The following is a 24,983-nucleotide window of genomic DNA, read 5'->3' on the forward strand; positions in this document are numbered from 1 at the left end:
CACTTGTCGGTAAGATAAATTTTAATGGGTACATAGTGAGGTGCAGTATGGATCAACAACTTTGGCGGCGATTCCCTTCAGTGGCGCCGCAGTTAAATGACTTGCAAGCCTATTTACTGGCTGCTGTTCAGCTCGACAATCAACCAATTCATCACAAAATTATCAGTCTGTTAACATCCGGTGGCAAGCTTCTCCGCCCCGGATATTTTTACTTATTTACGAACTTCGGTCAGTCTGTAGATCCGCTTGAACTTCAGGCTGGGGCCGCAGCACTCGAAATTCTTCACGTCGGGACTTTGATTCACGACGATGTCATTGACGAGTCCCCTACTCGGCGCGGTGTCCGCACTATTCAAATGAAATATGGTCAGCGTAATGCAATCTATGCCGGGGACTTCATGTTCACGGTCTACTTCAATCAGGTCTTAAAGTCCACTAGTAACCGATCCCTGGTTCAAGATCACATTGATTCGATGCATCGTATCTTGCAGGGTGAACTCCACCAAATGGATCTGAATTACCGCGAAGATGTTACTCAAGAAAGCTACTTAAAAGAAATTGCAGGGAAAACCGCAGAGCTCTTTGCCCTAAGTTGTTATCAGGGCGCAGCGCTAACCAATGCCCCACGTAACGTGATGACTCGTGCTCGAGAGATTGGGCTGGCCATCGGAAGTGCCTACCAAATTTTGGACGATATTCTTGATTACACCGGCGATCCCCACAAGACCCGTAAACCAGTTTTAGAAGATCTACGGTCAGGTGTCTACTCGCTCCCCCTGATTCTGGCGATGCCTCTGGCTCGTAAGGATTTTCATCAGCTCCTTAAAAAACGCCACGAAATGACCGAAACCGACATTATTGCTGTTCAACAACTTGTCACCCAACATGGGGGGGTCATCGCAGCTAAAGCACTAGCAACGCAGTTCACGGAACAGGCACTTACTGATATTCAAGCCTTGCCGGCTGGAACGGCTCGTGACGACCTCACTAAGTTGACAACGCTGCTGTTGCAACGCGATCATTAATTCTGTTTAAATTGACCTCATTATCCAATCTAACGACTCAAGCAAAAATCCTTCTTACCCTAGCCAGTAACGGTTAGGACAAGAAGGATTTTTTCATTTTCTTTAGTCGTTATGCCCCCGGTCCAAGTCATAGAGCGACCGGAAACGGGCGTTGTCCCGGTAAAGTTCCGCTGGCGTCCCCTGCATGTCGAACTTCCCATCTTCAATGAAGCGGACCTGATCAACGTGGTTAATCCCTGCCAGATGGTGGGTCACCCAGATAATCGTCTTATCCTTGAGCACCTCGAAGACCGTATCTAAGAGATGCTGCTCCGTAATAGGATCCAGACTCACAGTTGGCTCATCTAAAATGATGATCGGCGCATCTTGTAACAAGATCCGCGCTAGCGATAATCGCTGTCGTTCTCCGCCAGAGAACCGGCTGCCGGCCTCTTGAACCTGGGTCTCATATCCCATTGGAAGCCGAGAAATTAACTCATCCAGTTCAACCGCCTTAATGGCTGCACGAACTTGTTCATCAGTTGCGTTCAGATTTCCCAAGCGAACATTATTCATGACCGACGTATTGAAAAGGTACGGTTGTTGATCCAGAACACCAAAGAGTTGGGCCCGCTGTTGTTGTAGTTGCGCGATCGGCACATCGTTTAGATGGACCGTCCCCCGCGTCGGCGACTCATCCCCCAGAATTAATTTCAGTAAGGTACTCTTCCCAGTTCCACTCGGCCCTAATAAGGCTATTTTTTCACCAGCATGCACCGTCAGTGACAGATCTCTCAAAACCTGACGCTGGGCATCCTGATACTGAAAATCAACGTGATCGATGGCTAGTGTTTCAAAATCGGCAATCGTCGTTTGGGTGACTTGTTTCGGTTCAGATTCATCCAAGGCATTCACCCGTTGAATCGAATCTCGATAGACGGGCCATTCAGTGACCCCTTGGCTCATATCGGCAAAGGGTTCCACCGTTGGAAAGAGTGCCAAGCCAAAGGCAGCGACCCAGTTAGCCTGAGCCTGACTCCCAGTAAATGTCAAACCAGCCCACCATACGATGAGGATCACGGCAGCCCCGAAGACCGCCTGAATAGCAAAGTTACGCCACCACTGGAAATGATGATCGCCACGTCGTAAAACCGCAATTTGATCGATTGGAGCGTCCTGTTGATCCAAGAAGTCTTGACGGCGACCGGAAATCAACCAGTCACCTAACCCCAAGACAGAATCGGTCAATTGGGTGTAGAACCGCCGTTGAATCTGACGGGCTTGAAATTCACGCCGCCCGTTAGCGGCAACCGACAGGAGTGGCATCACGATCACAATGACACCTAACAATACCAGCATCAACAGGCCAAAAGCCCAGTTGAAGTAACCAATGCCCAACACCACAAATAAATAAAGTAACCAGCCAATGACTAAGGGAAACACGGTCCGAAGATAAAGATTCTCGATATGGTCGATATCCTCGGCCAGAATGCTCAAGACATCCCCGGTCTGATGCGTCTGGCGAATTGCCACCGCCTGCTTTTCCACGGCCTGGTACAGTCGCTTACGGAAATCAGACACAATACGAAGAACCCAGTTGTGACTAGTCAGACGTTCCGCATAACGAAAGGCTGGCCGCCCAATCCCAAAGGCCCGCGCTAAAACAATGGGAACATAAATCATGAGAATGTTATAGGGATGGGTCGCTGCTCGGCTAATCAGATAACCAGAGTTAAACATCAGCGCTCCCCCACAGAAGAACGTCATGAAGCCTAAGAAGAGCACCAATGCCAGCAATTTCCGATAGCGACGCAAATAAGGCATGACCCAGTGATCGTGCTTAAATGTCTCAAAGAACCCTTTCATTTCACCGTCGCCCCTTCCATCTCTGAACGTAATCGGACGTAAGCCCCATTCTTCGCTTGTAGCTCAGCGGGCGTCCCTTGCTCCACAATCCGACCATGATCCATGACCAGAATATAATCCATTTCATTCATCCAATGTAACCGGTGCGTGGCAAAGAAGACCAGATGGTGGTCAAAGACTGGCATCATGGTTTTCTTCAGGCCCACTTCTGTCTCAATATCCAAGTGTGCCGTGGGTTCATCAAACAATAACACTCGACGTGAGTTGTCCAGAAAGGCCCGAGCCAGCGCAATTCGTTGCGCTTGTCCGCCACTGACGCCTCGAGATCCCTCACCAATTGCCGTCTCGAGTCCCTCGGGTAACGTGGCAATCCAGTCACTCAGACCGGCCTTGACCACCGCCGACTGAACAGCTGCCTCGCTGGCCTGGGGATCGTAAAAGGTGATATTCTCCCGTAGACTTGCATGGAACAGATATGGTGCTTGTGGTATGTATACAAAACTCCGCCGCCAGGCCTGTTGGTCCAAATGAGGGACCACAGTCCCGCGAACTCTAATCTGGCCGTCCTGAGGGCTGAGAAAGCCACCTAGCGTGTTAATCAAGGTTGACTTCCCCGAACCCGAGGCACCTATGATGCCGACTTTCTGAAAACCTTTGATCTTAAAGCTCAGGTCTTGGAGCGTCACCTGTTTCGAATCTCCATATTTAACGTTTACATGATCGAAGGTTAGTGTATCCTGGTCTTCCCAAACCGGATCGCGCCATGGCAATTGCTCGCGATCCTTAGGCGTCGGCTGTTGTAGAATGTCGAGCACAGCGGTCAACGCATTCTTTCCGTTCAACGTTGCGTGGTAATCATTAGCAAAGTTTCGAATTGGGGCAAAGTAATCTGGTGCCAGGGTCAGAATGATCAGGGCTGGCAACAATTGAATCGTACTATTCATCAAACCAAATCCTAGAAACACCGCAATAATCGCGATTGATAAGGTGGTAAAAAAATCCAAGGCAAAGGTAGACGTCATCGCAATCGACAAAGTCGCCATCGTTTTCTTTCGGTAGTCCTCGCTAACTTGATAGACGTTGTCCGCATAGGCCTTGTTTAACCCTAATTGTTTCAACGTGGGCAGCCCGCGCAAGGTGTCCACAAAGTGATTCGATAGGCGCTGGTAACCCGCATACTGCCGATCCGCCTTGGCCTGGGCCGCTAACCCCAGGATAATCATGAAGAAGATAATTAAGGGGTAAATGACCAAGAGAAACAGGGCCTCTTCCCACTTAATAAAAGCAATATAAATCAGAATCAGCCACGGCGTAATCCCAAGATCCAGAACTTTCCCGATAATCATCATGAGGTAGGTTTGAATCTTATCGATCCCTTCCAACCCCATCGTAACCACGTTACCAGTCCCCTTCTGGGCGACCACGCTGGGGCCCAGATCAAAGAGTTTCGCCATGAATTGCTTGCGCAACGTTTTGGTGGTCGTCTCCACGAATGGATACAATAGCCAATTTTTTGATAGCGTTAACAAATGCCGAGCTAAAAAAACGACACCAAAGAGGGCCAAGGGCACCACAATTGTTCGAACCCCCTTCAATTGCCAGAGATTGACGATGGCTAGCGATAAATACTTGGCCTGTAGGATAATCATCCCCGCCTGAATCAGGGTCAAAAAGGCCATGATTAGTGCGGCTGGCTTCACGCCAGGAAATTTAAAAACCCGTTGATCAATCAATAAAAATACCCCCTCGTAACAAGTGATAACTCTTACTGTCATGATACAGCTTTCACAGGTATTTATCGAGCTCAGCGTATGCTAGAAAACATCAAAGTGATGCGTATTAAAGGTGATAGGCAATAATCACCAGAGATAACAAAAAGGATGTGACCAAAGTCACATCCCCTTAATTCAGCTGCTAACCTTAAGCGTTTTGCTTTGGTGATGCCAACCGCTTGTAGAAGACCCAGTAACTCCAGATGAAGTAAACCAGGACAATTGGCAAGATACTAAAGGTCAAAATAGTCATGAGTTTTAACGTGTACGGTGAACTTGACGAGTTCTTAATGAGTAATGAGTAAGCCGAATTGTTGGCAATCATGACCCGTGGGAACAAGCCGTTAAAGATGAGCACCACAACACTAATCAATGACAAGCCACTCCCAATAAAGGACAGCCATTCGTGATTCCCCAAAACGCCCCAGTAAGCCAGAACGGTGAAGACCACCAAAGCCACTACAATTGCGGTTGTTGACAATGGCTTCTTGTCAAAGAAATCTGTGGAGAAGAACAGTAAGATGGCAAAGACGACTTCACCAGCGAACAGAACTGGGTATAGAATCTTATTCCAAGATAAGGCCCGTTCTCGCAATTCGCCAGATGTCTTCAGTCGAATGAAGTTCAAGCCGTGAACTAGGCAGAGAACCGTGACGGCAACCCCACCAACCACGGAGAACAAGTTGACGTAATCCAGGAAGTGTGCGGTCATGTCTCCATTCTTGTCAATTGGCATCCCAGCAATCATTGAGGTAAACAGCATCCCAAAGAGGAACGCTGCACAGAAACTCCCGATGGTTCCGGCCCAGCCCCAGAAATTCCGCCATTTAGCAGTTTCCATGTTAGCCCGGAATTCAAATGAAACCCCACGGAAGATCAGAGAAGCCAAAATAAGAAACAGTACCAAGTAGTAACCAGAAAATAAGGTTGCATACCACATTGGGAATGAAGCAAACATTGCCCCACCAGCCGTAATTAACCAAACTTCGTTACCATCCCAGTGAGGGCCAATGGTCCGAATGACCACGTCCTCTTCAGCATCATTACGAGCAAAGCTCTTGATCAGCATCCCCACACCGAAGTCAAAGCCTTCAAGGAAGAAGAACCCACTGAAGAGCACCCCGATGAGGATGAACCAGATTAATTGAAAGTTAGTCATGGTTGAACGCCCCCTTCGAATATGGGTCAATCTCCTTGTCACCTGCTGCGTACCCATCGATGTTGGTGGCATCAGGACCAGCCTTCAACGTTCGGTGACACAAGACAACCATGACAAGTCCCATACCGGCAAACATCAGGAAGTAAATAATATTAGACGTCAGCAACGAAGCCACTGAAACGTTTGGTGAAACAGCATCTGCAATCGTTAACAGCCCATAAACAACCCATGGGTAACGACCAAATTCGGTGACAAACCAACCCGCAGTGTTGACAACGAATGGTAACCACAGACACAGCCCCAGAATGTACAGGAACCAGCGCTGCTTCATAATGGCCTGTGACTTCTTACGATTCATAATCAAACCAACAACCGCCAACAGGGCAAATAAGGCCCCTGCACCGGCCATGATCCGGAAGCCCCAGAACAAGGTCTTGGTAGGCACGTAATAGTTCATGTCATTACCAAATTTCTTATCGTACTTGGCATGTAATTCCTTATTAACTTTATTCATGCCTTTGACGGTCCCAGTCGTCTTGTGGTAACTCAATAAGTTCAAGACATAAGGCACATCGACTGACCAGGTGGACTTATGATTCTTTGTATCAAAGCCCCCAACGGCCGTCCATTCACCCTTGTTCGTAGAATCCTTGTACAACCCTTCCATAGCGGCAAACGTCATGGGGTGGTTGTTAATTAAGTAACGCGTCTGCAAGTCCCCACTGGCAATGGAACCCAGGGAGAAGATAAGCCCAATAATCAAGGCAATATTCAGTGACTTGCGGTAGAAGGTCACGTGGTCACGCTTGAGTAAACGCCATGCTGAACAGCCAGCAATAACGAAGGCTGCGGTAACGAAGGCCCCAAAGATCACGTGAGGAAATTCGTTCCACAGTTGTGGATTACCCAACACCTTTGAGAAACTAACCATTTGAACGTGGCCCGTCTGCTTGTTAATGATATAACCCAATGGGTTTTGCATAAAGCTATTGGCTGCCAGAATCCACAGAGCCGAAAGTGAAGACCCGAACATGACTAACCAAATAAAAAGTGTGTGAACCCATTTGTTGAAACGACCCCAAGTAAACATCCACATTCCAATGAACGTCGACTCGATAAAGAACGCTGCAAGGGCTTCAATGGCCAGTGGTGCACCGAAGATATCCCCCATGAACCGTGAGTATTCGGACCAGTTCATCCCGAATTGGAACTCTTGAATAATCCCGGTCACAACCCCAACGGCAAAACTATACAGGAACATCTTGCCCCAGAATTGTGCCATTCGTTTATAATCCTGGTCCCCCTTGATGGCATACATGGTTTCCATGACTGCCACAACAAAGGCCAACCCGATTGAAAATGGAACGAAGAAGAAGTGAAAGACAGTGGTCATCCCAAATTGAAATCGCGCGAGGCCCAGGATATCCAGACCTAGATTTAGCATTTTTCCAACCTCCCCAAACGTTTTTGGTGTGAATAAATAATTGCTATCCTGGCTTCATTATATCGAGTGATAAGTCAACTTTCAATGATTGACCACCAATATACTGAAAGTTAATGGCTAATATTCGAAATTACTATGAGGATTGTTCGTTAACTTTCGTAACACTTTTGAGAATGTGTGTTATTTGTGGTCAAAAATTTATTGATGGTTCGTGAACTTATTCTCAAAAACTCGAAGAAGTCGTGCTAGAATGAGAGTAAGTACAAGGTATGAGGAGGTTTTTCACTATGACAGAACGAATTCTTGCCTTACAACCATTAACCACTGAACAACGGGACCGTCTGGTCAAGACGAACGTCGAAATTGTTGACGCCGCCGACTGGGAGTCCTCCGAACCTATCACGGTCATCTTTGGCTGGGATCCAGAAGTGGGCCCTGCCGCTCTGATGGCACCGAACAATCAGGTTCGCTGGATTCAAACCACCAGTGCTGGCATCGATTACCTGCCGTTAGACTGGATCCGCGCACATGACATTGCCGTTACCAACGCCAGCGGGGCCTTTTCACCGGCTATCGCTGAATCTACCATTGGTTACCTGCTTTACTTCTTACGGGGCTTCAATGAGGCCGTTAAGAACCAAGCTGGTCACTTCTGGCAACGTCCTCTTCGGCGTGATCTGGCCATGATCGGCAGCCAAACTATCGTGATTTACGGAACTGGTAGTATCGGCCAAGCGATTGCTAAGCTCCTGAATGGCTTTGGCAATCAACCAATTGGTGTTAACCGGACCGGTCATGACGTGCCCGGATTCCAGTCGGCTGTGGCTCTCGATGATGACCATTCAGTCATTAAAGATGCCGACATTATCATCAACGCGATGCCCGCAACCACGAAGACTGTCGGTTACTTCAATGAAAGTTTCTTCAAACAACTCGATGGTCTCCGAATCTTCGTCAACGTTGGCCGTGGGAAGTCTGTGGACGAAAAGGCCTTAATGAACGCGTTGCTTTATCAAAACGTGCTTCACGTTGCCCTGGACGTCTTCGAGACGGAACCCCTTCCAAAGACATCACGCCTCTGGGACTACCCTAACGTCTTAATTACGCCACATCAAACCGGGTTCGCTAAGGATGATGAAAAGCCAGTCTTCGACATGTTCATGAAGAACCTGCAAAGCTGGTTAACTGATGGCAAACTTACCGTCAACGTCACCAATCCAACGCAAGGCTACTAAAGATATTAGCACCTAAAATAAGCGCCTCCTTCACCAATTGGTGGAGGAGGCGCTTTTCAGATCGTTCTTTATTCTGGGGGAGTGCCCACAGGCAGCCCTTTGTTAGTAACCGTTACCTGAACCGTCAGCATTATTGTCGGTAGTCCCATCAGAAGAATTGGCCGTTGACGTCGTACCGGTTGTCCCCGTCGCTGAATCGATTTGGGCTATGGTCCCAGTCGACTTGTGACTCAGCCCTAAGCCGGTCCGAATATAGTCCGTCACACGTTGAAGTTCAGTCTTCGTCATCACTTCCATACTCTGACCGTCTAAATTTTCTCCAGTTCCCTGCAGGTGGGTCGTCTGAATGTGCTTCGTAGCCGACAAATAGTCCTTAGCTAGCACCGTCAAATCGTTGAAGGTCAAATCAGTCTGGGTTTGCTTAGTCAATGAGCTGACAAAGTCCTGATTCAATAGGGTTGAAACGGAGCCGGACTTACGGAGTAAGGCCATGATAACTTTCCGTTGTCGCGTCTGACGGCCGTAATCGCCTTGCGGATCATCGTCACGCATCCGTGAGTAAGCCAGGGCTTTCTTCCCATTCATGTGGGTCTCTACACCCTTTTCAAAGGTGTAACCACCGTAACTGAAACTCAACGTTGGCGTCAGTGTCACCCCGCCAACCTCATCGATAATCTTCTTCATGCCACCCATGTTAATAATGGCGTAGAAATCAATTGGCACATTCAACATTTTTTGCACTGACGTAATAGCCGTCTTCGACTTTCCATAGGCGTAAGCGGCATTAATCTTGGAAAGACCATAGCTTTCATACCCAGGAATAGTCAAGGCCGTATCACGCGGAATACTGGTAATCGTGGTCTTATCAGTCTTGGGATTGATCGTAACAACCATCATACTGTCGGTTCGTCCAGCAAAGGTTCGGCCCAGAGCGCCGGTATCGGTCCCCATCAGCAGAATCGAGATAGGTTTCTTGTTCTTCAGTTGGTCATCAACGTTACGAAGCTTGGTCACACCGGAGGGCTTGTAGGCACTCTTGACGGTGTTCTTTAGATTCTGGTAACGATGCATGCCATATGCGGTCCCCCCAACTAGCAGGGCTAGAATCAACGTTAAAATAATATTTCGGATTGGATGATGCTTTTTAATCGGTCGTTGTCGTTTCTCCATGGTATTGATTAAACCACCTTTCGTCCACCTGCTTAGTTGTCAGATGGGGTTAATTTATTCTCATATTAATCGACGTGACTATTATAATGGGCTTTTCTTAATACAACCTAAGGACACCCCAATCTTTACCAAAAAGCAAGGGGTTACCGGCCAAGCCGTAACACCCTTGCTGTCTAATCATAACGATTAAGCTTGTGATTCCTGTTCGGCGATCGCCCGAACACGGCTGTGACGATAGCCATAAAACGCGTAGACGACCATCCCGATGGCTACCCAGATACCAAATGCCTGCCACGTAAATGGCTGTAACTGCGTCATCAGGTACACACAGGCCAGAAATGACACAATGGGCAAGATAGGATAACCAGGGACCTTAAACGACGTGTCAAGTCCCTTAAATCGTTCGTCGTGTCTAAGGAAGACAATTCCCAAGGAAACCATGGCAAATGCGGATAACGTTCCGATATTTACCAGTTCAGCAATCTTATCAATAGGAATGAAGGCCGCAAAGACACTCGCGATGACCCCGAAAATCCAGGTATTGGCTACGGGAACATGCGTCTTGGGGTTGAGCTTCCGCAGTGATTGCGGCAGCAGACCGTCTCGACTAATCGCAAAAAGTAGCCGCGTTCCGCCATAAGACATCACGATAAGCACCGTGGTCATCCCCACAATTGCGCCCAATGAGATGACGCCAGCTGCCCAGTTCTGATGAATCAGACTGAGGGCTAGAGCCACTGGATCGGCTACGCCTAATTTACTATAGTGGACAACCCCAACCAAGACGGCCGAAAGACCGATATAAAGCACAGCAGCCACTAATAATGACGAGATAATACCTATTGGCATATTTCGTTTGGGATTTTTCACTTCTTCACTAGCCGTAGAAACAGCATCGAACCCGATGTAGGCATAGAATGCCACCGCGGCACCCTTGAAAACACCGTGAACGCCGAATGGTAAGAATGGCCGGTAATTCGCTGGTTTGACGTAGAAGACTGCAATCCCAATAAAAAGCAGGATCACAAGAATTTTAACAATAACCATGATGTTATTGATACGTGCAGATTCCCGAATCCCTTTTGAAAGGAGCCAAGCAACGAGTAACGTAATCGCCAGTGCCACAATGTCGACACCTCCACCCTTGACGCCGGCAGTTCCAGCGGCCGCTTGTAAGTACGGCGGTAGGTTCAGGCCAAAACCCGCTAAGAGATTCTGAAAATACGACGACCAACTCACCGCAACTGAGGAGACCGCGAAGAGGTATTCGGAAATCAATGCCCACCCAAGGATCCAGGCAAGAAATTCGCCAAAGACCGCGTAAACGTAGGTATAAGCACTTCCGGCCAGGGGGATCGTCGAAGAAAATTCGGAGTAACATAGAGCGGCCATGGCACAGACCACCACGGCGATTAGGTAGGAAAGCATGACCCCTGGGCCTGTATAGTTGGCGGCAATCAGTCCCGGTGTGATGAAGATCCCGGAACCGACAATGGCACCAATTCCCATTGTTGTCAGACTAAACGCCGTGAGCGTCTTCTCTAATCCTGTTTTCTTGTACAAGTCGGTCTGGACCTGTTTCTTGATAAATAAGTGCATAGGCTTAGCCATGGCGCAGCCTCCTTTTATGAGTAAATGATGAGATTTTGATGAAGCCAATTGTAACAGTGTAATTTTTTTGAGACCGAATGTCAATAGAAAATTACTTAGGCCGCCGATTGGCCTCACAGTAAAGGGACCCAACATCGTTAGGTCCCTCAAGTGAGCTTTCTTATTTTTTAAGCGTAGCGTCGAGTTCTTCGACACTGTCGATTGGTCCGACTACTGTTAGCACATCATGTAGCCGGACGACATCGGTTGGCTGCGGAGAAATGTTGATGTCCTGACCATGTTGGATCGCAATAACAGTCAGGTCAAAGCGTTGTCGTAGATTCAACTTGATCAGGTCCTGATCGACGAAAGTCGGGTCCGTAATCACAATCTCTGCCAGCGTGTACTTGTCACTCAGATCAATGAAATTCAAGATGTGATTCGACAGAAGCTTGCGGACAATGCCATGACCCATATCACGTTCGGGAAAGACCACCTGGTCAGCCCCAACACGTTTCAAAACACGGCCATGGTCGTTGGTTTCTGCCTTGGCAATGACCTTCTTAGCTCCAAGTTCCTTGGTCAACATAGTTGTCAGGATGCTGGCTTCCATGTTATTCCCAATCCCCACGATTACATAGTCAAAGGTATCGATGTTAAGACCGCGCAAAACGTCCTCATCGCGGGTATCCGCAATCAACGTCTGGGTGGCAATGTCCATCACCTCGTTGACGGGTTCCTCACGAACGTCAACAGCCAAGACGTCTTGATCCGTCTCTGCCAACGTCTCAACCACGCTCTGACCAAAACGTCCGAGACCCAGCACTGCAAAACTCTTCTTCATCGTTTCGACTCCTTAACCAATTAAAATATTTTCTTCCGGATAGCGAATCAGGTTCTGTTTAATCTGCCGCTTTGACAACGAGTACAAGGTGGTAAAGATCCCGACTCGACCGATGAACATCAGTAACATAATCACAACTTTACCAATGACCGTGAGATGCGGTGTCAAACCGAGGCTGAGGCCCACGGTCCCAAAGGCTGACAAGACTTCAAAGACGATATACTCCAGCCCATAGCGAGACGGAATCGTCTCTGTCTGGGTCAGAATAAGGGTTGCCAGCGAGATGACGACACTCGCCATAAAAATCAGGAGTAGGGCACGACTCACGTTAGATTGACTGAAACGTCGGTGGGCAAATTCCGCGTCTTTTTTTCCACGAAGCTGCGCGATACTTTGAATCATCAGAACCCCGAAGGTCGTCGTTTTAATCCCCCCGGCAGTCGACCCGGGTGTCCCCCCAATGAACATTAAAATCATAATCAGGAAGATACTCCCCGCGTGCAGACTGTCGGTAGCCAATGAAATTAACCCCGCCGTTCGCGGCGTCACACTGAGGAACAGTGTGTTGACGGTCCGATTAAGCCAAGATGTCCCCGTTGGTAACCAATGAAGATTGCGCTCCGTAACCAGCAAGACGAGAAAACCAACGATAAAGAGTGAGATCGTCGTCGTCAAGGTTAGCTTAGAGTTCAAGGTCAAACGATGGCGTTCATGATAGAGTAAGAGGTCCCGCCAGACCAAGAATCCCAATCCCCCAGCGATAATCAGAATCGTCGTCACCAGAAGTAAATAGGAGTCATTGCGAAAACTCATCAGACTGTTTCCAAAAACATCGAAGCCAGCGTTACAAAAGGACATCACTGAGTGGTACCCAGAGACATACAACCCGCGGCCCCAACCAAACCGAGGGACCAGATCAAAGGCAAACAACGTCATCCCCAATAACTGGAACAACGCGGACAATCCGATCACGTAGCGCATCACACTCTTCGTGTCGTGCAAGTTTTCCAAGTTCAAGGATTCCTTGACCATGATTTGCGTCGACAGATTCAGGTTACGGCGCATCACGTTAAAGAGCAGTACGGCGAATGTCATGTAGCCCAATGCCCCGATTTCCGCAATGACCATGATGACCACCTGACCAAACACCGTCCAGTTGGCTGCCGTATTCACCACGGTTAACCCCGTAATACAAGTCGCTGAGGTCGCCGTAAAGAGAACATCGATAAAGGCTGTTCCCTGCCCACTGCGAGTCGCAATCGGTAAGCTAAGGAGCCCCGTTCCGATTAAAATAATCAGCAGGAACCCCGCTACCATTTTCTTTGACAAAGTATCAAAGAAAATCGAATAAAGTTTTGAATGTTGTATTTTGTCCATAACCGTCCTTATCCCGTCTAACTATACTTATCCTTAAGTCTAAAACATCCCCAGAGTGAACACAACACCCTTTCCGGAGAATTCTAGGGTTAACGGTCATCTAAAAAAGCACGCTTAATTCCATGACAGAATTAGGCGTGCTTCCGATGTCACAAGTCACTTCGCGCAACATCTATGGTTGAACTTAATCTTTATGGGACAGGATAGCAAACTCATAGAGTTCTTGGCCGTGCTGCATTCCACCGAAACCAATCTTCGTTTGCTTAGGGTTCATCAGATGAGGAATCGCACCAATATCACGCCATCTGTCTGTGACACGCATCCAAGAATAGATCGTCCCTTGTCCCCACTGTAACCCATTTTCGTACCCGATAATTGGGATCGACTTGGGTGCAATGTAGGCATCTTGAATCCAACCAGCATGTGGCGTTCCCTCAACATTGCCCTTAAAGGCTTTGCCTTCCTTGCGCATCCGATCTGCATTCTTCTGGGCAATCTTGTCCAACTTAGCATCCTCCTTCAGAGGAGCTAAGCCCTTTTCTACACGAAATTCATTAAGCTTCTTCACAGCGTTTTTTCGATAAGCAGCGACACTATACTTGCCATGCCCCCACTGGTTATAAACATAGGTTGAGGAGACATAGCCCTTTGTCTTACCGTCTTTAGATTTTAAGTAGTTATATGTAACTTTCTTGCCATTGGCCTGACGAATCTTCACCTTTTTCGTGGCATAAAACTTAGTATAGAGATACTTCGTCATGTGGTGATTCTTATGTGTCAGTTTTGTATTCGAATACATCCAACTGCCTGTGACGTGCACTTTTTTCTTAGACTTATAAGTGGTTGACTTCAAAACTTTTGCCGCTTTAGACTTGGCAAAAGCCATGTTTGTGCTAGTCGTTACGGTGGTGAGCCCCACGGTCGTTACACTAAGAACCGTGAGCGCCGAAATCATCATCTTTTTTGCTTTCATCCTTGATACCCTCCATGTATGTTAAATAACTTAAATTTGTGCTGCCAACATCCGAACAAAAGAGTTAATTATCACTTGGCTTTCTGTGACCGTGAATTGGGTTCCACCAGACTTTTGGAACTCACTCACGAATTAGATTGGATCGCTTCCTTGGCTCCTCACCGTACGCTAATGCTAATTAGTCCGATTATCACCAAAGAACTTCACCCATTAATAGCGTACACCCCTTTAAATATAAAAAGCAACAAACAAAACAAATCGATTTATTAATATATCAAAATATTTATCTGATAAATATATCTTCTAGGAGGGTGCGAGGTACGTTCAATATTAGTGATAAATCACAAAAGACCCCTATTACACATACCTAATGCACTTAACTTCGTCATAAAGTTTTACGACCCTAACCGACGGAGAAAAACTCATGATAAGACAATTATTGGGCGAGAAATTAAAAGCCCTTCGCAAGCATCGACGTTTAACGCAATCGAACCATTGCCCCAAATTTGTGGAGCCTTGAATACATTCGCCCATTATTTACTTGGCAGAACCGATGACTTCCCCTTTATTAGTCTAGTTTTTTAGGACTGGTTTCCCTCAATAACTTTCAATTCCTTGTTGTACAAAAAAAGCCCCCACCATAACAGTGAGAGCTTTCCCCAAAAGGGATAATATCGAAATATTAACGCTTTGAGAATTGGGAAGCTTTCCGGGCCTTCTTGAGACCTGGCTTCTTCCGTTCCTTCATCCGTGGGTCACGAGTCAAAAGACCCGCACGCTTCAACGGACCACGGAAGTCTGGGTCAACTTCGAGCAATGCCCGAGCGATCCCATGACGAGTTGCGCCGGCTTGACCGGAGAAACCGCCACCGTGAACAGTAACTAATGCATCGTAGTTACCGAGCGTTTCCGTAACGTTGAATGGTTGCAAAACAACTTCACGAATGCTAGCAAATGGGATGTAATCCTCAATTGCCTTCTTGTTCATAACAATCTTACCTGAGCCTGGTACTAAACGCACCCGAGCAGAGGAGTTTTTACGACGGCCAGTGCCGCGATATTGAACTTGTGCCATTTTGGTTTCCTCCTTAGATTAGGTTAGTGATGTCTAATACTTCCGGCTTTTGGGCTTCATGCTTGTGGTCTTCACCAGCATACACATGAAGCTTCAATGCCATCTGATGACCTAAGGAGTTCTTAGGAAGCATACCTTGGACAGAAGTTTCGATCAATTTTTCTGGGTTTTGAGCCCGGAAGTTACCAGCAGTACGGGACTTTAAACCACCTGGGAAACCAGTGTGGTGATAGTAAATCTTGCCCGATGCCTTACGGCCAGTCAAAGCAATCTTGCTTGCGTTGATAACAATTACGTTGTCACCAGTGTCCACGTTAGGGGTGAACGTTGGCTTGTTCTTACCACGTAATACAGAAGCAACGACTGAAGCAAGACGTCCTAAACTAACGTCGGTTGCATCAACGATGTACCATTTGCGGTTAATATCGTTGGGTTTTGCCATATAAGTTGTACGCACGTTATATTCCTCCATAAATCTGAGTTTGTCTGACACCAAGTAAACTTTCCGGGGCTTATCGTGGGGCAAACAATACCAATGACCATAATACAAAGTTTTCACCCTAAAGTCAATGATTGTTTATGCCCTCAGCGAAATTAGCGCTGCCTTTGCGGTAATTTTGTCGGATGTTCAGGGTCTTCTCCCTGATAATAAACATGTTTTAAGTAGAGGCCAGCTGCCGGAACAGTCCGCCGCGCTTGCTTGCGATCCTTGACCCGATAAAGACGAAGAATATCGTGAACGGGACGCGTCCCGGACCCAATTTCAACCAGCACCCCGACCATAATTCGAACCTGATTGTACATAAAGCCATTCCCGTAAAATTCGAAGACAAGCTCGTGGTTCGCTTCGTCAATATGACAGGTTGCCTCATAAATGGTCCGCACAAATGTCCGAGTCTGCGCCCCAGAGGCCACAAAACTGGTAAAATCGTGTTCTCCAACGAGATCTGCCAAGGCTTGATTAATCTTATCTAAATCAACTGGGAACTTCCAGTGACCCGTATAGTTGCGTTTAAATGGATTGCGGAATTCCCCCATATCCATGCGATACAAGTATCGTTTTCCAGACACGTCGTAACGAGCGTGAAAGTTTGCCGGAACAATCTCCACGCGCCGAATCTCCATATCCATCGGTAGCATGCTATTAAGGCCCTTGCGCATGCTCTCTTCCGGAATTGTGAAGGGAAAGTCGAAGTGCACGACCTGAGCTAAGGCATGTACACCAGCGTCCGTTCTCCCAGACCCATACACGAGAATCTTAGGATTGGGATTTTTGGCCATCTTGTTAATAACTTGAGTCAAAACACTCTCGACGGTCCGTCGATCCGGTTGCCGTTGAAATCCCGCAAAATTGGTTCCATCATACATCAAAGTAATTTTATAACGTGGCATGTTTCCTCCTACCAACGACGTGTTGCTAACATGGCTGCTAAGACCATGAGAAAGACAATCCAGGTCATCGTATCCCGCCGTTGCCAAGTTAAAATACGATATTGACTGCGATGCTCACTGTCGCGATAACCGCGAGCCTCCATGGCTGTCGATAAATCCTCTGCCCGGTTAAAGGCACTCATAAACAAGGGTACCATTAAGGGAATGAAGGACTTGGCCTGCTTGATCAGGCCACCTTCTCCAAAATCTACGCCTCGTGCACGTTGTGCATTCATAATTTTAGTGGCTTCATCCATCAACGTGGGAACAAACCGTAGGGCAATCGCCAGCATCATCGCCAGCGTATCCACAGGAATGCGCACCCAGCGTAGTGGCTTCATCAGTGAAGACAACCCCGTGGCAATATCTAGGGGTTGCGTTGACAAAGTCAGCAAGGTTGACATCATGATAATTAACAAAAACCGAATGAAAATCACACCCGAATTCACCAGACCAGCCTGCGTAATATTGAGAATTGTCCAATGAAAATAAACGTGCCCCCCCGCCGGACTAAAGAGCAACTGAACCACTACGGTAAAGGCAATCAGCCATAACATGGGTCGGAGTCCTTTAAGAAAGAAACCCAGACTGATCTTAGACGACAAGATGGCCGCCAAGGTAAATCCAATCAGGATGGCATAGCTCAACCAAGAGTTGGCTAGGAACACCACGATCAGATAGCAGAAGCTCAATAAGAGCTTTGACCGGGGATCCAGACGATGAACAATAGAGTTCAGGGGTAAGTAGCGCCCAAAGATAAAATTACTCATGATGGGCCCCCATTCCCGGCCATCGCTGAACCAATTGATCGGCCAACTGATCGGCAGTTAAGGGTAATTGGTCCCACTTGACGCCCCGATCGCTGAGACGCTGGGCAAACTTGGCTGCCCGGGGAACCGCAATGTCACTACTCTGAACCCAATCCGAATCATTGAAGACCTCCTGAGGGGTCGCGCAGGTCAGAAGCTTGCCAGCCTGCATCACCGCCACCTCATCAGCATAAGCAGCCACGTCCTCCATCTGGTGGGTAACTAAAATGATGGTGAGTCCTTGTTCCTGATGTAATCGATTAAAGAGCGTCATCATTTCCAATCGGCCCTGAGGATCGAGTCCAGCTGTGGGTTCGTCTAAAACCAGTATCTTAGGCTGCATGGCCAATACCCCAGCGATCGCCACACGACGCATCTGCCCGCCGGACAGTTCAAACGGTGAACGGTCAGCAAAGCTCTCGTCCAGACCCACGGTTTCTAACATGTTCAGAGCGCGTTGATTCGCCTCATCCTCGCTCACGCCGAAGTTCTGAGGACCAAACGCGATATCACGTTGAATGGTTTCCTCAAACAGCTGGCTTTCTGGAAATTGGAAAACCATGCCAACATGCCGGCGTAAGGGTTTCAAATCAGCATTGGTCGTCTGCGGGGTAATCGTGAAATCATCTACGCTAATTTTCCCTGTAGTCGGTTTCAGGAGAGCATTGATCTGCTGAATCAGTGTGGACTTACCACTCCCGGTATGACCAATAATAGCTAGGTACCCGTGATCCGGAACGGTAAAGGAAACATCACTCAGTGCGGGGGTCGCCATCGGCGTGCCGGCCTGATAGGTATACCCTACGTGTTCGAAAGTGATTGCCACAACCATTCCTCCATTTCTGTCGTCGTTTGATAACCCGCAGGAACAGTAATTCCTCGGTCTTGTAAGGCTTGCTTTAATTTAGCGGTGAACGGAACATCTAATCCCAAATGAACCAAACGTTCCCCCTGAGCGAAGATCTCCGCCGGCTTGGCCTCTTCCACGAGTTTGCCATCATCAATCACCAAGATACGATCAGCACTGGCGGCTTCGTCAATGTCGTGGGTAATTGAGATAACCGTCAAATGCTTCTCTTCACGAAGGTGCTGGACCAGGGCCAACATATCACGGCGACCTTGTGGGTCCAACATGCTGGTCGCCTCGTCCAAGATCAGAATGTCAGGGGCAATCGCGACAATTCCAGCTAAAGCCACTCGCTGTTTCTGCCCACCAGACAAGGCCCCTGGCTCGCGCTGTGCGAACGCCTGCATGCCAACCTCATCGAGAGCCGCTTTGACCCGAGGAACCATCTCAGCACGTGAAATTTGCCGATTTTCAAGGCCAAAGGCGACATCATCTTCCACTGTCGCCCCCACGAACTGATTATCAGGGTTCTGGAAGATCATCCCGATCTTCTCTCGTACTTGCCAAACCGTGTCTGGCGTTAACTTAATTCCCCCAACGGTGACTGTCCCCTCGCTGAAAGGGAGAAGTCCATCAACGGCTCTCGCCAGGGTGGACTTCCCACTACCGTTATGACCGACCAGCGCTAACCACTCCCCCGCTTTCACGGTGAAGCTGATATCATCCAAAGCTGGCCGTTCATCAGTGTCCTGATAACGGTAACTCAAGTGTTGTACTTCAATAATATTTTCCATCAGCGCTGTCAATTCTCCTTTTGAAAAGTCACCCGTAATTATACCAAATTTCTCGCCATTTACGAAACTATCGGATCCTCTTATCACTGGGAGAAACAGGTAGTCCGCAATCCGTCAACGACTTATTTAATCATCCAATTCAAATTTTGGGCACAAAAAAAATCACTAACAAATCAGCGGCGCTGAGGCAATTGCCCCCATTCAAGCTAGACTCGGAAAAATCCATCATCATAACGCTCTATACCACATGATCCTAGTGATTAATTTGTAACCGTGAGTCGTTTCAGGGACGACTCACCCTTTGACCATTAACTAATTAAAATTAGTCAACGAATTCTAAGATAGCCATTGCGGCACCATCACCACGACGAGGCATCGTCTTCAAGATACGCGTGTAACCACCTTTACGGTCTGCGTACTTAGGTGCTAATTCGCTAAATACCTTTTGTAATGCACTGGTAACAACAACATCGTCGCCATCTTCTTTAACATCTGCAACAACGTTACGGATGAAAGCAGCAGCTTGCCGACGAGCGTGTAAATCGCCTTGCTTACCTAAGGTAATCATTTGGTCAGCCGTCTTGCGAACTTCTTTAGCGCGTGCTTCAGTCGTTTCGATACGGCCGTTTAAGATTAAACTAGTGGTCAAGTCACGTAATAATGCGCGACGTTGTGAACTAGTCCGTTGTAATTTACGGTAACTCATAACCAGAAACCCTCCTTTGAGTGTCTAAAATTAGTCTTCCTTCCGAAGTGACAAACCTAAGTCAGCTAACTTAGCTTTAACTTCTTCGAGGGACTTGCGACCCAAGTTACGAACCTTCATCATGTCTGCTTCAGTCTTATTAGTCAATTCCTGAACCGTGTTGATACCAGCACGCTTCAAGCAGTTGTAAGAACGTACGGACAAGTCGAGCTCTTCGATGGTCATCTCAAGCATCTTTTCCTTGTGCGTCTCTTCTTTTTCAACCATGATTTCCGCATTCTTAGCTTCGTCAGTCAAGTCGACAAACATTGCCAAATGTTCGGTTAAGATCTTTGCAGCCAGAGCAATGGCTTCGCTTGGATTAATTGAACCGTTTGTCCAAACATCCAGGGTCAATTTATCGTAGTCAGCCCGTTGGCCAACTCGTGCATTCTCTACTTGGTAGTTAACCCGTTCGATAGGGGTATAAATGGAATCAACGGCTAAGACACCAATTGGCATGTCAGTGTTGCGAGTCTTATTCTCATCAGCAGAAACATAACCTCGGCCCTTATCCGCCGTCATCCGCATATGGAACGTTGCCCCATCGGCAACCGTAGCAATGTACAGATCTGGGTTTAAAACGTCAACGTCCGCACCCGCAACAATGTCACCGGCAGTGACCTGTGCTGGTCCTTTAACGTTGATTTCCATGGATTCCTCTTGTTCGTCAGAACCGTTGAGCTTCAGAGCAATCTTCTTCACATTCAAGATGATTTGCGTGACGTCTTCAACAACCCCTTCGATAGTTGAAAATTCATGTAAAACCCCGTCGATTTGAATGCTGGTAACAGCTGCACCAGGTAATGATGAAAGCAGAATCCGACGTAAGGAATTACCAAGCGTTGTCCCGTAACCACGTTCCAACGGTTCGACAATGAACTTACCGTAGTTACTGCTTTCGTCAATTTTATGAATGTTAGGCTTTTCAAATTCAATCATTCTTATCGTTTACCCCTTTCAAACCGCGTTGAGCTTCTATAAGTCAATCCCATCATGAAGGTTGCCCTCATTAATGAAACGCTCACGTTAAACCCGACGGCGCTTTGGAGGACGAGTCCCATTATGAGGCACTGGCGTAACATCGCGGATAGCGGTGATTTCGATACCAGCGGCTTGGATGGCCCGGATAGCAGCTTCACGTCCTGAACCAGGACCCTTAACAGCAACTTCTACGGACTTGACACCGTGTTCCATTGAGGACTTAGCAGCGGCTTCAGCAGCCATTTGCGCAGCAAATGGTGTTGACTTCCGACTACCCTTAAAGCCCAAGGCACCAGCTGATGACCAAGCAATGGCGTTCCCTTGAACGTCCGTGATCATAACTAATGTATTGTTAAACGTAGCATGAATGTGTGCAACACCGGATTCAATATTTTTCTTGACCCGACGCTTGCGACTAGTTTTTCTAGTAGCCATAAAGTGATAACCCTCCTTTACTTCTTCTTACCGGCAACGGAAACGGCTTTACCCTTCCGAGTGCGGGCATTGTTTTTAGTGTGTTGACCGCGAACAGGTAATCCGCGACGGTGACGCATTCCACGGTAAGAACCAATTTCTTGTAAGTTCTTGATGTTCAACGTAACCTCACGACGTAAGTCACCTTCGACTTTGTACTTGTCGACTTCGGCACGAACCTTGTCTTCTTGGTCGGGAGTTAAATCACGAACCCGAACGTCTTCAGAGACACCGGCATCGGCAACGATCTTGTGAGCCGTGTTGATACCAATCCCAAAAATGTAAGTTAAACCATAAGCGATACGCTTATCACGTGGTAAATCCACTCCAGCAATACGTGGCATTGAATGTACACCTCCTATAAATTGAAATTACTTACCCTGGCGTTGTTTATGCTTAGGGTTGGCTGAGCAAATAATCATAACTCGGCCCTTACGCTTGATAACCTTGCAGTGTTCGCACATTGGCTTAACTGATGGTCTTACTTTCATGAATATCCCTCCTACATCTGTCCAAACCGATTACTTGAAACGATAAGTAATCCGGCCTTTAGACAAGTCATACGGTGACATTTCAACAGTTACTCGGTCACCAGGCAGAATCCGGATGTAATGCATCCGAATCTTACCGGAGACATGAGCAAGAATCTCATGACCGTTTTCTAATTCGACTCGAAACATTGCATTAGGTAATGTTTCGGTAACTTTACCTTCGATTTCGATGACATCGCTTTTCGCCACGAAAGTACCTCCCTTTTAATTGCGTGCATACACACGTAAAAGCGGTCGGGCCGCGGATGCGGCACCCACCTAGCACCTGTGAATTGCGACAGCGCGCCATTTACAGGCTAAACCTAAATAAGTCTACCATAATTCTTACATCGACGCAAGAATTACATCAACTTACAGGGCCTTCAAGATCTTTTCAATGTCGACGTAAACATCATCGATATCCCGATTACCATCCACCGTAAACAAAAGGTTCTTCTTCGTGTAGTACTCAACCAAAGGCGTATTGGCCTTCAAATTAACTGCCAAACGATTCTTAACCGTTTCCGGCTTGTCGTCTTCACGCTGGTAAAAGTCATGGTGACCACAAACATCACAAGTTCCTTCAACCTTAGGGTTGTTGTAGAGCTTGTGGTAAGTTGCCCCACAATTCCGGCAAATGTAACGACCCGAGAGTCGTTCGATTAGAACATCCGGTTCGACGTGAATATTAATCACGGCGTTGATGGTCCGATCCAGTTCTGGGCCAAAGCTATCTAAAGCCTCAGCTTGAACAATGGAACGAGGGAACCCATCCAACATGAACCCCTTAGCCGTATCGGCTTCGGCTAATCGTTCCTTGACGATGCCATTAGTGACTTCATCAGGAACCAATTCACCTTTGTCGATGTAGGTCTTAGCGGCCAACCCCATCTTCGTTTCGTTCTTCATTGCCGCACGGAAGATGTCTCCCGTTGAAATATGTGGCAAATGGAACTCATCGATGATTTTTTGGGCTTGGGTCCCCTTACCGGCACCCGGTAAACCCATGAGAATTAAATTCATTGCTGTCATGTTCATGCTCCTTACTTCGTAATTATTCGCCTGAAAAACACAAGCAGGTGTGCTAAGAGATCAACACACCCGCTGGAAACTCATTAAGCTGGTTCTGGATCTTGGATAAAGCCAACGTATTCGCGCTTCATCATCAATCCGTCAACTTGGCGCATGGTTTCAATGGCAACCCCAACCACGATTAAGAGGCTGGTACCACCCAAACCAATTGATTCATCTAAGTCCCAAAGGTTTTGGGCTAATAACGGAATTAAGGAAATGAATCCAAGGAACAAGGCCCCAACAGTGCTGAGACGCATGAGTAAGTTGGAAACATATGACTGCGTTTCATGTCCTGGCCAAACACCTGGAATGTAGCTCCCCTGCTTTTGCAGGTTCTCAGCCAACTTTTCAGGGTTAACCTGAACAAACGCATAGAAGAACGTGAACACAACGATCAGAACAGTGTACAGAATGGCACCATCCAAGGTTTGCATGTTAAAGATGTTCGAGAGTGTTTGATACCAGCCATCCGTTGAGTGCGTATTTTGGAACGCCATCAGAATAGTCTGAGGCGTCGCAATAAACGAACTTGCGAAGATAACTGGAATAACACCAGCAACGTTAACCTTCAAAGGAAGGTAACTACTATCTGGCGAACCAGATACACGACGTGTGTATTGCATCGGTACTCGACGTTCAGCTTGTTGAACCCACGTTGTGAACGTGACGATCATTAGAACTAAAACGATTAAGCCTAAAATGAACAATACACTCTTCCACATGTCACCTGACGCAATGTCGACAAAATAAGTTTTGTAAAGTTTGTAGACGGAATTAGGTGTCCGAGCAATGATACCCGCAAAGATAATCATTGAGATCCCATTGCCTAGTCCACGGTCGGTGATCATGTCACCCATCCAGGTCGTCAACATCGTTCCACCGGTCAAGATTAACCCAATCGATAAGTACGTTGTGACACTCGGGTTTTGAACCAATTTCAGTGAACTTAAAGCACTGAAACCGGCCGTAATCCCGATAGACTGAACGAAAGCGAGAAAAATCGCCAAGTAACGTGTGGCTTGGTTTAACTTCCGACGACCAACATCACCTTGCTTACTCCATTCAACGAAGCGCGGTACGATGTCCATTTGTAACAATTGAATAACGATTTGTGCCGTGATGTAAGGTGAGACCCCCATCGCAAAGATGGAGTAGTTACTCAACCCACCACCGCTAAAAGTATCTAAAATACTAACCAACCCAGAAGACGCGACGCTTTGAAGTGCCTTCGCGTTAATGCCGGGGACAGTAATGTAGGTACCCAACCGAAAGACAATCAAAACCAGAAGAGTAAAGAGAATCTTATTACGAATGTCTTTAATCTTAAAGGCGTTTTTCAAGCTTGATAGCATTAGATCACCTCAGTCTTACCACCAGCAGCTTCGATAGCTTGTACAGCTGACTTGGAGAACTTAGCGGCCTTTACCGTCAACTTCTTCGTTAACTCACCGTTACCCAAAACCTTGATACCGGCCTTTTCGTTCTTCACGATTCCAGCTTCTACCAAGTTAACTGGGGTTACTTCGGCGCCGTCATCGAAGACGTTCAAAGCGGATAAGTTTACGACAGCAAATTCCTTACGGTTAATGTTGGTAAACCCACGTTTTGGAATACGACGGTATAGAGGCATTTGGCCCCCTTCAAAACCCAAACGAGTCTTGCTACGAGCCTTCTGACCCTTTTGGCCACGACCTGAGGTCTTACCATTACCAGAAGAATCACCACGGCCAACTCGGTTACGAACCTTCCGTGAGCCTTCAGCAGGTTTTAATTCATTCAACTTCAT

General features: G+C 47.3%; 26 protein-coding genes. 2 read left to right on the forward strand and 24 right to left on the reverse strand.

The genetic code is table 11. The features are described 5' to 3' along the window. The first annotated feature begins 47 nt into the window (after positions 1-47). On the forward strand, positions 48-1,025 hold the full coding sequence (locus EKM71_RS05645) for a polyprenyl synthetase family protein (RefSeq protein ID WP_125573682.1): 978 nt from the start codon (positions 48-50) through the stop codon (positions 1,023-1,025). Between the two features lie 102 nt (positions 1,026-1,127). Here EKM71_RS05645 and cydC read toward each other — a convergent pair whose 3' ends face one another. The 4 genes from cydC to EKM71_RS05665 form a co-directional block, all read right to left on the reverse strand. Continuing rightward, positions 1,128-2,870, reverse strand: a complete 1,743-nt coding sequence (gene cydC, locus EKM71_RS05650) for a thiol reductant ABC exporter subunit CydC (RefSeq protein ID WP_125573683.1) — start codon at positions 2,868-2,870, stop codon at positions 1,128-1,130. Next, entirely contained in the window at positions 2,867-4,603 is a 1,737-nt protein-coding gene (gene cydD / locus EKM71_RS05655) for a thiol reductant ABC exporter subunit CydD (protein WP_125573684.1), read from the reverse strand. The genes cydC and cydD overlap by 4 nt, the downstream gene beginning before the upstream one ends. Positions 4,604-4,790: 187 nt before the next feature. Beyond that, the gene (gene cydB / locus EKM71_RS05660) at positions 4,791-5,801 is read right to left on the reverse strand and encodes a cytochrome d ubiquinol oxidase subunit II (protein ID WP_125573685.1); all 1,011 of its coding nucleotides are present in this window, start codon (positions 5,799-5,801) and stop codon (positions 4,791-4,793) included. Further along, positions 5,794-7,245 (reverse strand): cytochrome ubiquinol oxidase subunit I, encoded by a 1,452-nt coding sequence (locus tag EKM71_RS05665; RefSeq protein ID WP_125573686.1) that lies wholly within the window; start codon positions 7,243-7,245, stop codon positions 5,794-5,796. Before EKM71_RS05665 ends, cydB begins: the two co-directional genes overlap by 8 nt. A 287-nt stretch (positions 7,246-7,532) precedes the next feature. On the opposite strand from EKM71_RS05665, the gene EKM71_RS05670 reads away from it, so the two are divergent. Further along, on the forward strand, positions 7,533-8,480 hold the full coding sequence (locus EKM71_RS05670) for an NAD(P)-dependent oxidoreductase (protein ID WP_125573687.1): 948 nt from the start codon (positions 7,533-7,535) through the stop codon (positions 8,478-8,480). Between the two features lie 102 nt (positions 8,481-8,582). Here the strand turns inward: EKM71_RS05670 and EKM71_RS05675 are convergent, their stop codons facing one another. The 20 genes from EKM71_RS05675 to rplO all read right to left on the reverse strand — a co-directional run bounded on the left by EKM71_RS05675 (position 8,583) and on the right by rplO (position 24,983). After that, complete coding sequence (locus EKM71_RS05675; RefSeq protein ID WP_125573688.1) at positions 8,583-9,650, reverse strand: LCP family protein; 1,068 nt, start codon at positions 9,648-9,650, stop codon at positions 8,583-8,585. Between the two features lie 186 nt (positions 9,651-9,836). Further along, positions 9,837-11,261 carry an APC family permease gene (locus EKM71_RS05680; protein WP_125573689.1) on the reverse strand — a complete coding sequence of 475 codons (1,425 nt, stop codon included), beginning with the start codon at positions 11,259-11,261 and terminating at the stop codon, positions 9,837-9,839. Positions 11,262-11,421: 160 nt separating this feature from the next. Continuing rightward, a complete protein-coding gene (locus EKM71_RS05685) occupies positions 11,422-12,084 on the reverse strand; it encodes a potassium channel family protein (RefSeq protein ID WP_125573690.1) in 663 nt (220 codons plus the stop codon). A gap of 12 nt (positions 12,085-12,096) precedes the next feature. After that, complete coding sequence (locus EKM71_RS05690; protein ID WP_125573691.1) at positions 12,097-13,461, reverse strand: TrkH family potassium uptake protein; 1,365 nt, start codon at positions 13,459-13,461, stop codon at positions 12,097-12,099. 184 nt (positions 13,462-13,645) lie between these two features. After that, positions 13,646-14,434, reverse strand: a complete 789-nt coding sequence (locus tag EKM71_RS05695) for a CAP domain-containing protein (protein WP_125573692.1) — start codon at positions 14,432-14,434, stop codon at positions 13,646-13,648. A gap of 682 nt (positions 14,435-15,116) precedes the next feature. Beyond that, a complete protein-coding gene (gene rpsI / locus EKM71_RS05700) occupies positions 15,117-15,509 on the reverse strand; it encodes a 30S ribosomal protein S9 (RefSeq protein ID WP_057879236.1) in 393 nt (130 codons plus the stop codon). Positions 15,510-15,522: 13 nt separating this feature from the next. Then, positions 15,523-15,966 (reverse strand): 50S ribosomal protein L13, encoded by a 444-nt coding sequence (gene rplM, locus EKM71_RS05705; RefSeq protein ID WP_057879237.1) that lies wholly within the window; start codon positions 15,964-15,966, stop codon positions 15,523-15,525. A 137-nt stretch (positions 15,967-16,103) separates the two neighbouring features. Continuing rightward, the gene (gene truA, locus EKM71_RS05710) at positions 16,104-16,901 is read right to left on the reverse strand and encodes a tRNA pseudouridine(38-40) synthase TruA (protein ID WP_125573693.1); all 798 of its coding nucleotides are present in this window, start codon (positions 16,899-16,901) and stop codon (positions 16,104-16,106) included. Between the two features lie 8 nt (positions 16,902-16,909). Continuing rightward, positions 16,910-17,710 carry an energy-coupling factor transporter transmembrane component T family protein gene (locus EKM71_RS05715; RefSeq protein ID WP_125573694.1) on the reverse strand — a complete coding sequence of 267 codons (801 nt, stop codon included), beginning with the start codon at positions 17,708-17,710 and terminating at the stop codon, positions 16,910-16,912. Continuing rightward, positions 17,703-18,575 (reverse strand): energy-coupling factor ABC transporter ATP-binding protein, encoded by an 873-nt coding sequence (locus tag EKM71_RS05720; RefSeq protein ID WP_125573695.1) that lies wholly within the window; start codon positions 18,573-18,575, stop codon positions 17,703-17,705. The genes EKM71_RS05715 and EKM71_RS05720 overlap by 8 nt, the downstream gene beginning before the upstream one ends. Then, the gene (locus EKM71_RS05725) at positions 18,551-19,390 is read right to left on the reverse strand and encodes an energy-coupling factor ABC transporter ATP-binding protein (RefSeq protein WP_125573696.1); all 840 of its coding nucleotides are present in this window, start codon (positions 19,388-19,390) and stop codon (positions 18,551-18,553) included. Before EKM71_RS05725 ends, EKM71_RS05720 begins: the two co-directional genes overlap by 25 nt. A 322-nt stretch (positions 19,391-19,712) precedes the next feature. Then, on the reverse strand, positions 19,713-20,096 hold the full coding sequence (gene rplQ / locus EKM71_RS05730; RefSeq protein WP_125573697.1) for a 50S ribosomal protein L17: 384 nt from the start codon (positions 20,094-20,096) through the stop codon (positions 19,713-19,715). A 30-nt stretch (positions 20,097-20,126) separates the two neighbouring features. Further along, positions 20,127-21,077: a DNA-directed RNA polymerase subunit alpha gene (locus EKM71_RS05735; RefSeq protein WP_125544902.1), complete on the reverse strand. Its 951-nt coding sequence runs from the start codon at positions 21,075-21,077 to the stop codon at positions 20,127-20,129. An 87-nt stretch (positions 21,078-21,164) separates the two neighbouring features. Continuing rightward, a complete protein-coding gene (rpsK, locus tag EKM71_RS05740) occupies positions 21,165-21,554 on the reverse strand; it encodes a 30S ribosomal protein S11 (protein WP_057879244.1) in 390 nt (129 codons plus the stop codon). 17 nt (positions 21,555-21,571) lie between these two features. Next, on the reverse strand, positions 21,572-21,937 hold the full coding sequence (gene rpsM, locus EKM71_RS05745) for a 30S ribosomal protein S13 (RefSeq protein WP_125573698.1): 366 nt from the start codon (positions 21,935-21,937) through the stop codon (positions 21,572-21,574). A gap of 27 nt (positions 21,938-21,964) precedes the next feature. Further along, a complete protein-coding gene (rpmJ, locus tag EKM71_RS05750) occupies positions 21,965-22,084 on the reverse strand; it encodes a 50S ribosomal protein L36 (protein ID WP_008855781.1) in 120 nt (39 codons plus the stop codon). Positions 22,085-22,114: 30 nt separating this feature from the next. Next, positions 22,115-22,333: a translation initiation factor IF-1 gene (gene infA, locus EKM71_RS05755; protein WP_057879246.1), complete on the reverse strand. Its 219-nt coding sequence runs from the start codon at positions 22,331-22,333 to the stop codon at positions 22,115-22,117. 162 nt (positions 22,334-22,495) lie between these two features. Beyond that, on the reverse strand, positions 22,496-23,146 hold the full coding sequence (locus EKM71_RS05760) for an adenylate kinase (protein WP_318530874.1): 651 nt from the start codon (positions 23,144-23,146) through the stop codon (positions 22,496-22,498). A gap of 92 nt (positions 23,147-23,238) precedes the next feature. Beyond that, the gene (secY, locus tag EKM71_RS05765) at positions 23,239-24,549 is read right to left on the reverse strand and encodes a preprotein translocase subunit SecY (protein ID WP_125573700.1); all 1,311 of its coding nucleotides are present in this window, start codon (positions 24,547-24,549) and stop codon (positions 23,239-23,241) included. Then, the gene (gene rplO / locus EKM71_RS05770) at positions 24,549-24,983 is read right to left on the reverse strand and encodes a 50S ribosomal protein L15 (RefSeq protein ID WP_125573701.1); all 435 of its coding nucleotides are present in this window, start codon (positions 24,981-24,983) and stop codon (positions 24,549-24,551) included. The genes secY and rplO overlap by 1 nt, the downstream gene beginning before the upstream one ends.

The sequence above is a fragment of the Levilactobacillus huananensis genome, assembly GCF_003946145.1.
GTDB classification, from domain to species: domain Bacteria; phylum Bacillota; class Bacilli; order Lactobacillales; family Lactobacillaceae; genus Levilactobacillus; species Levilactobacillus huananensis.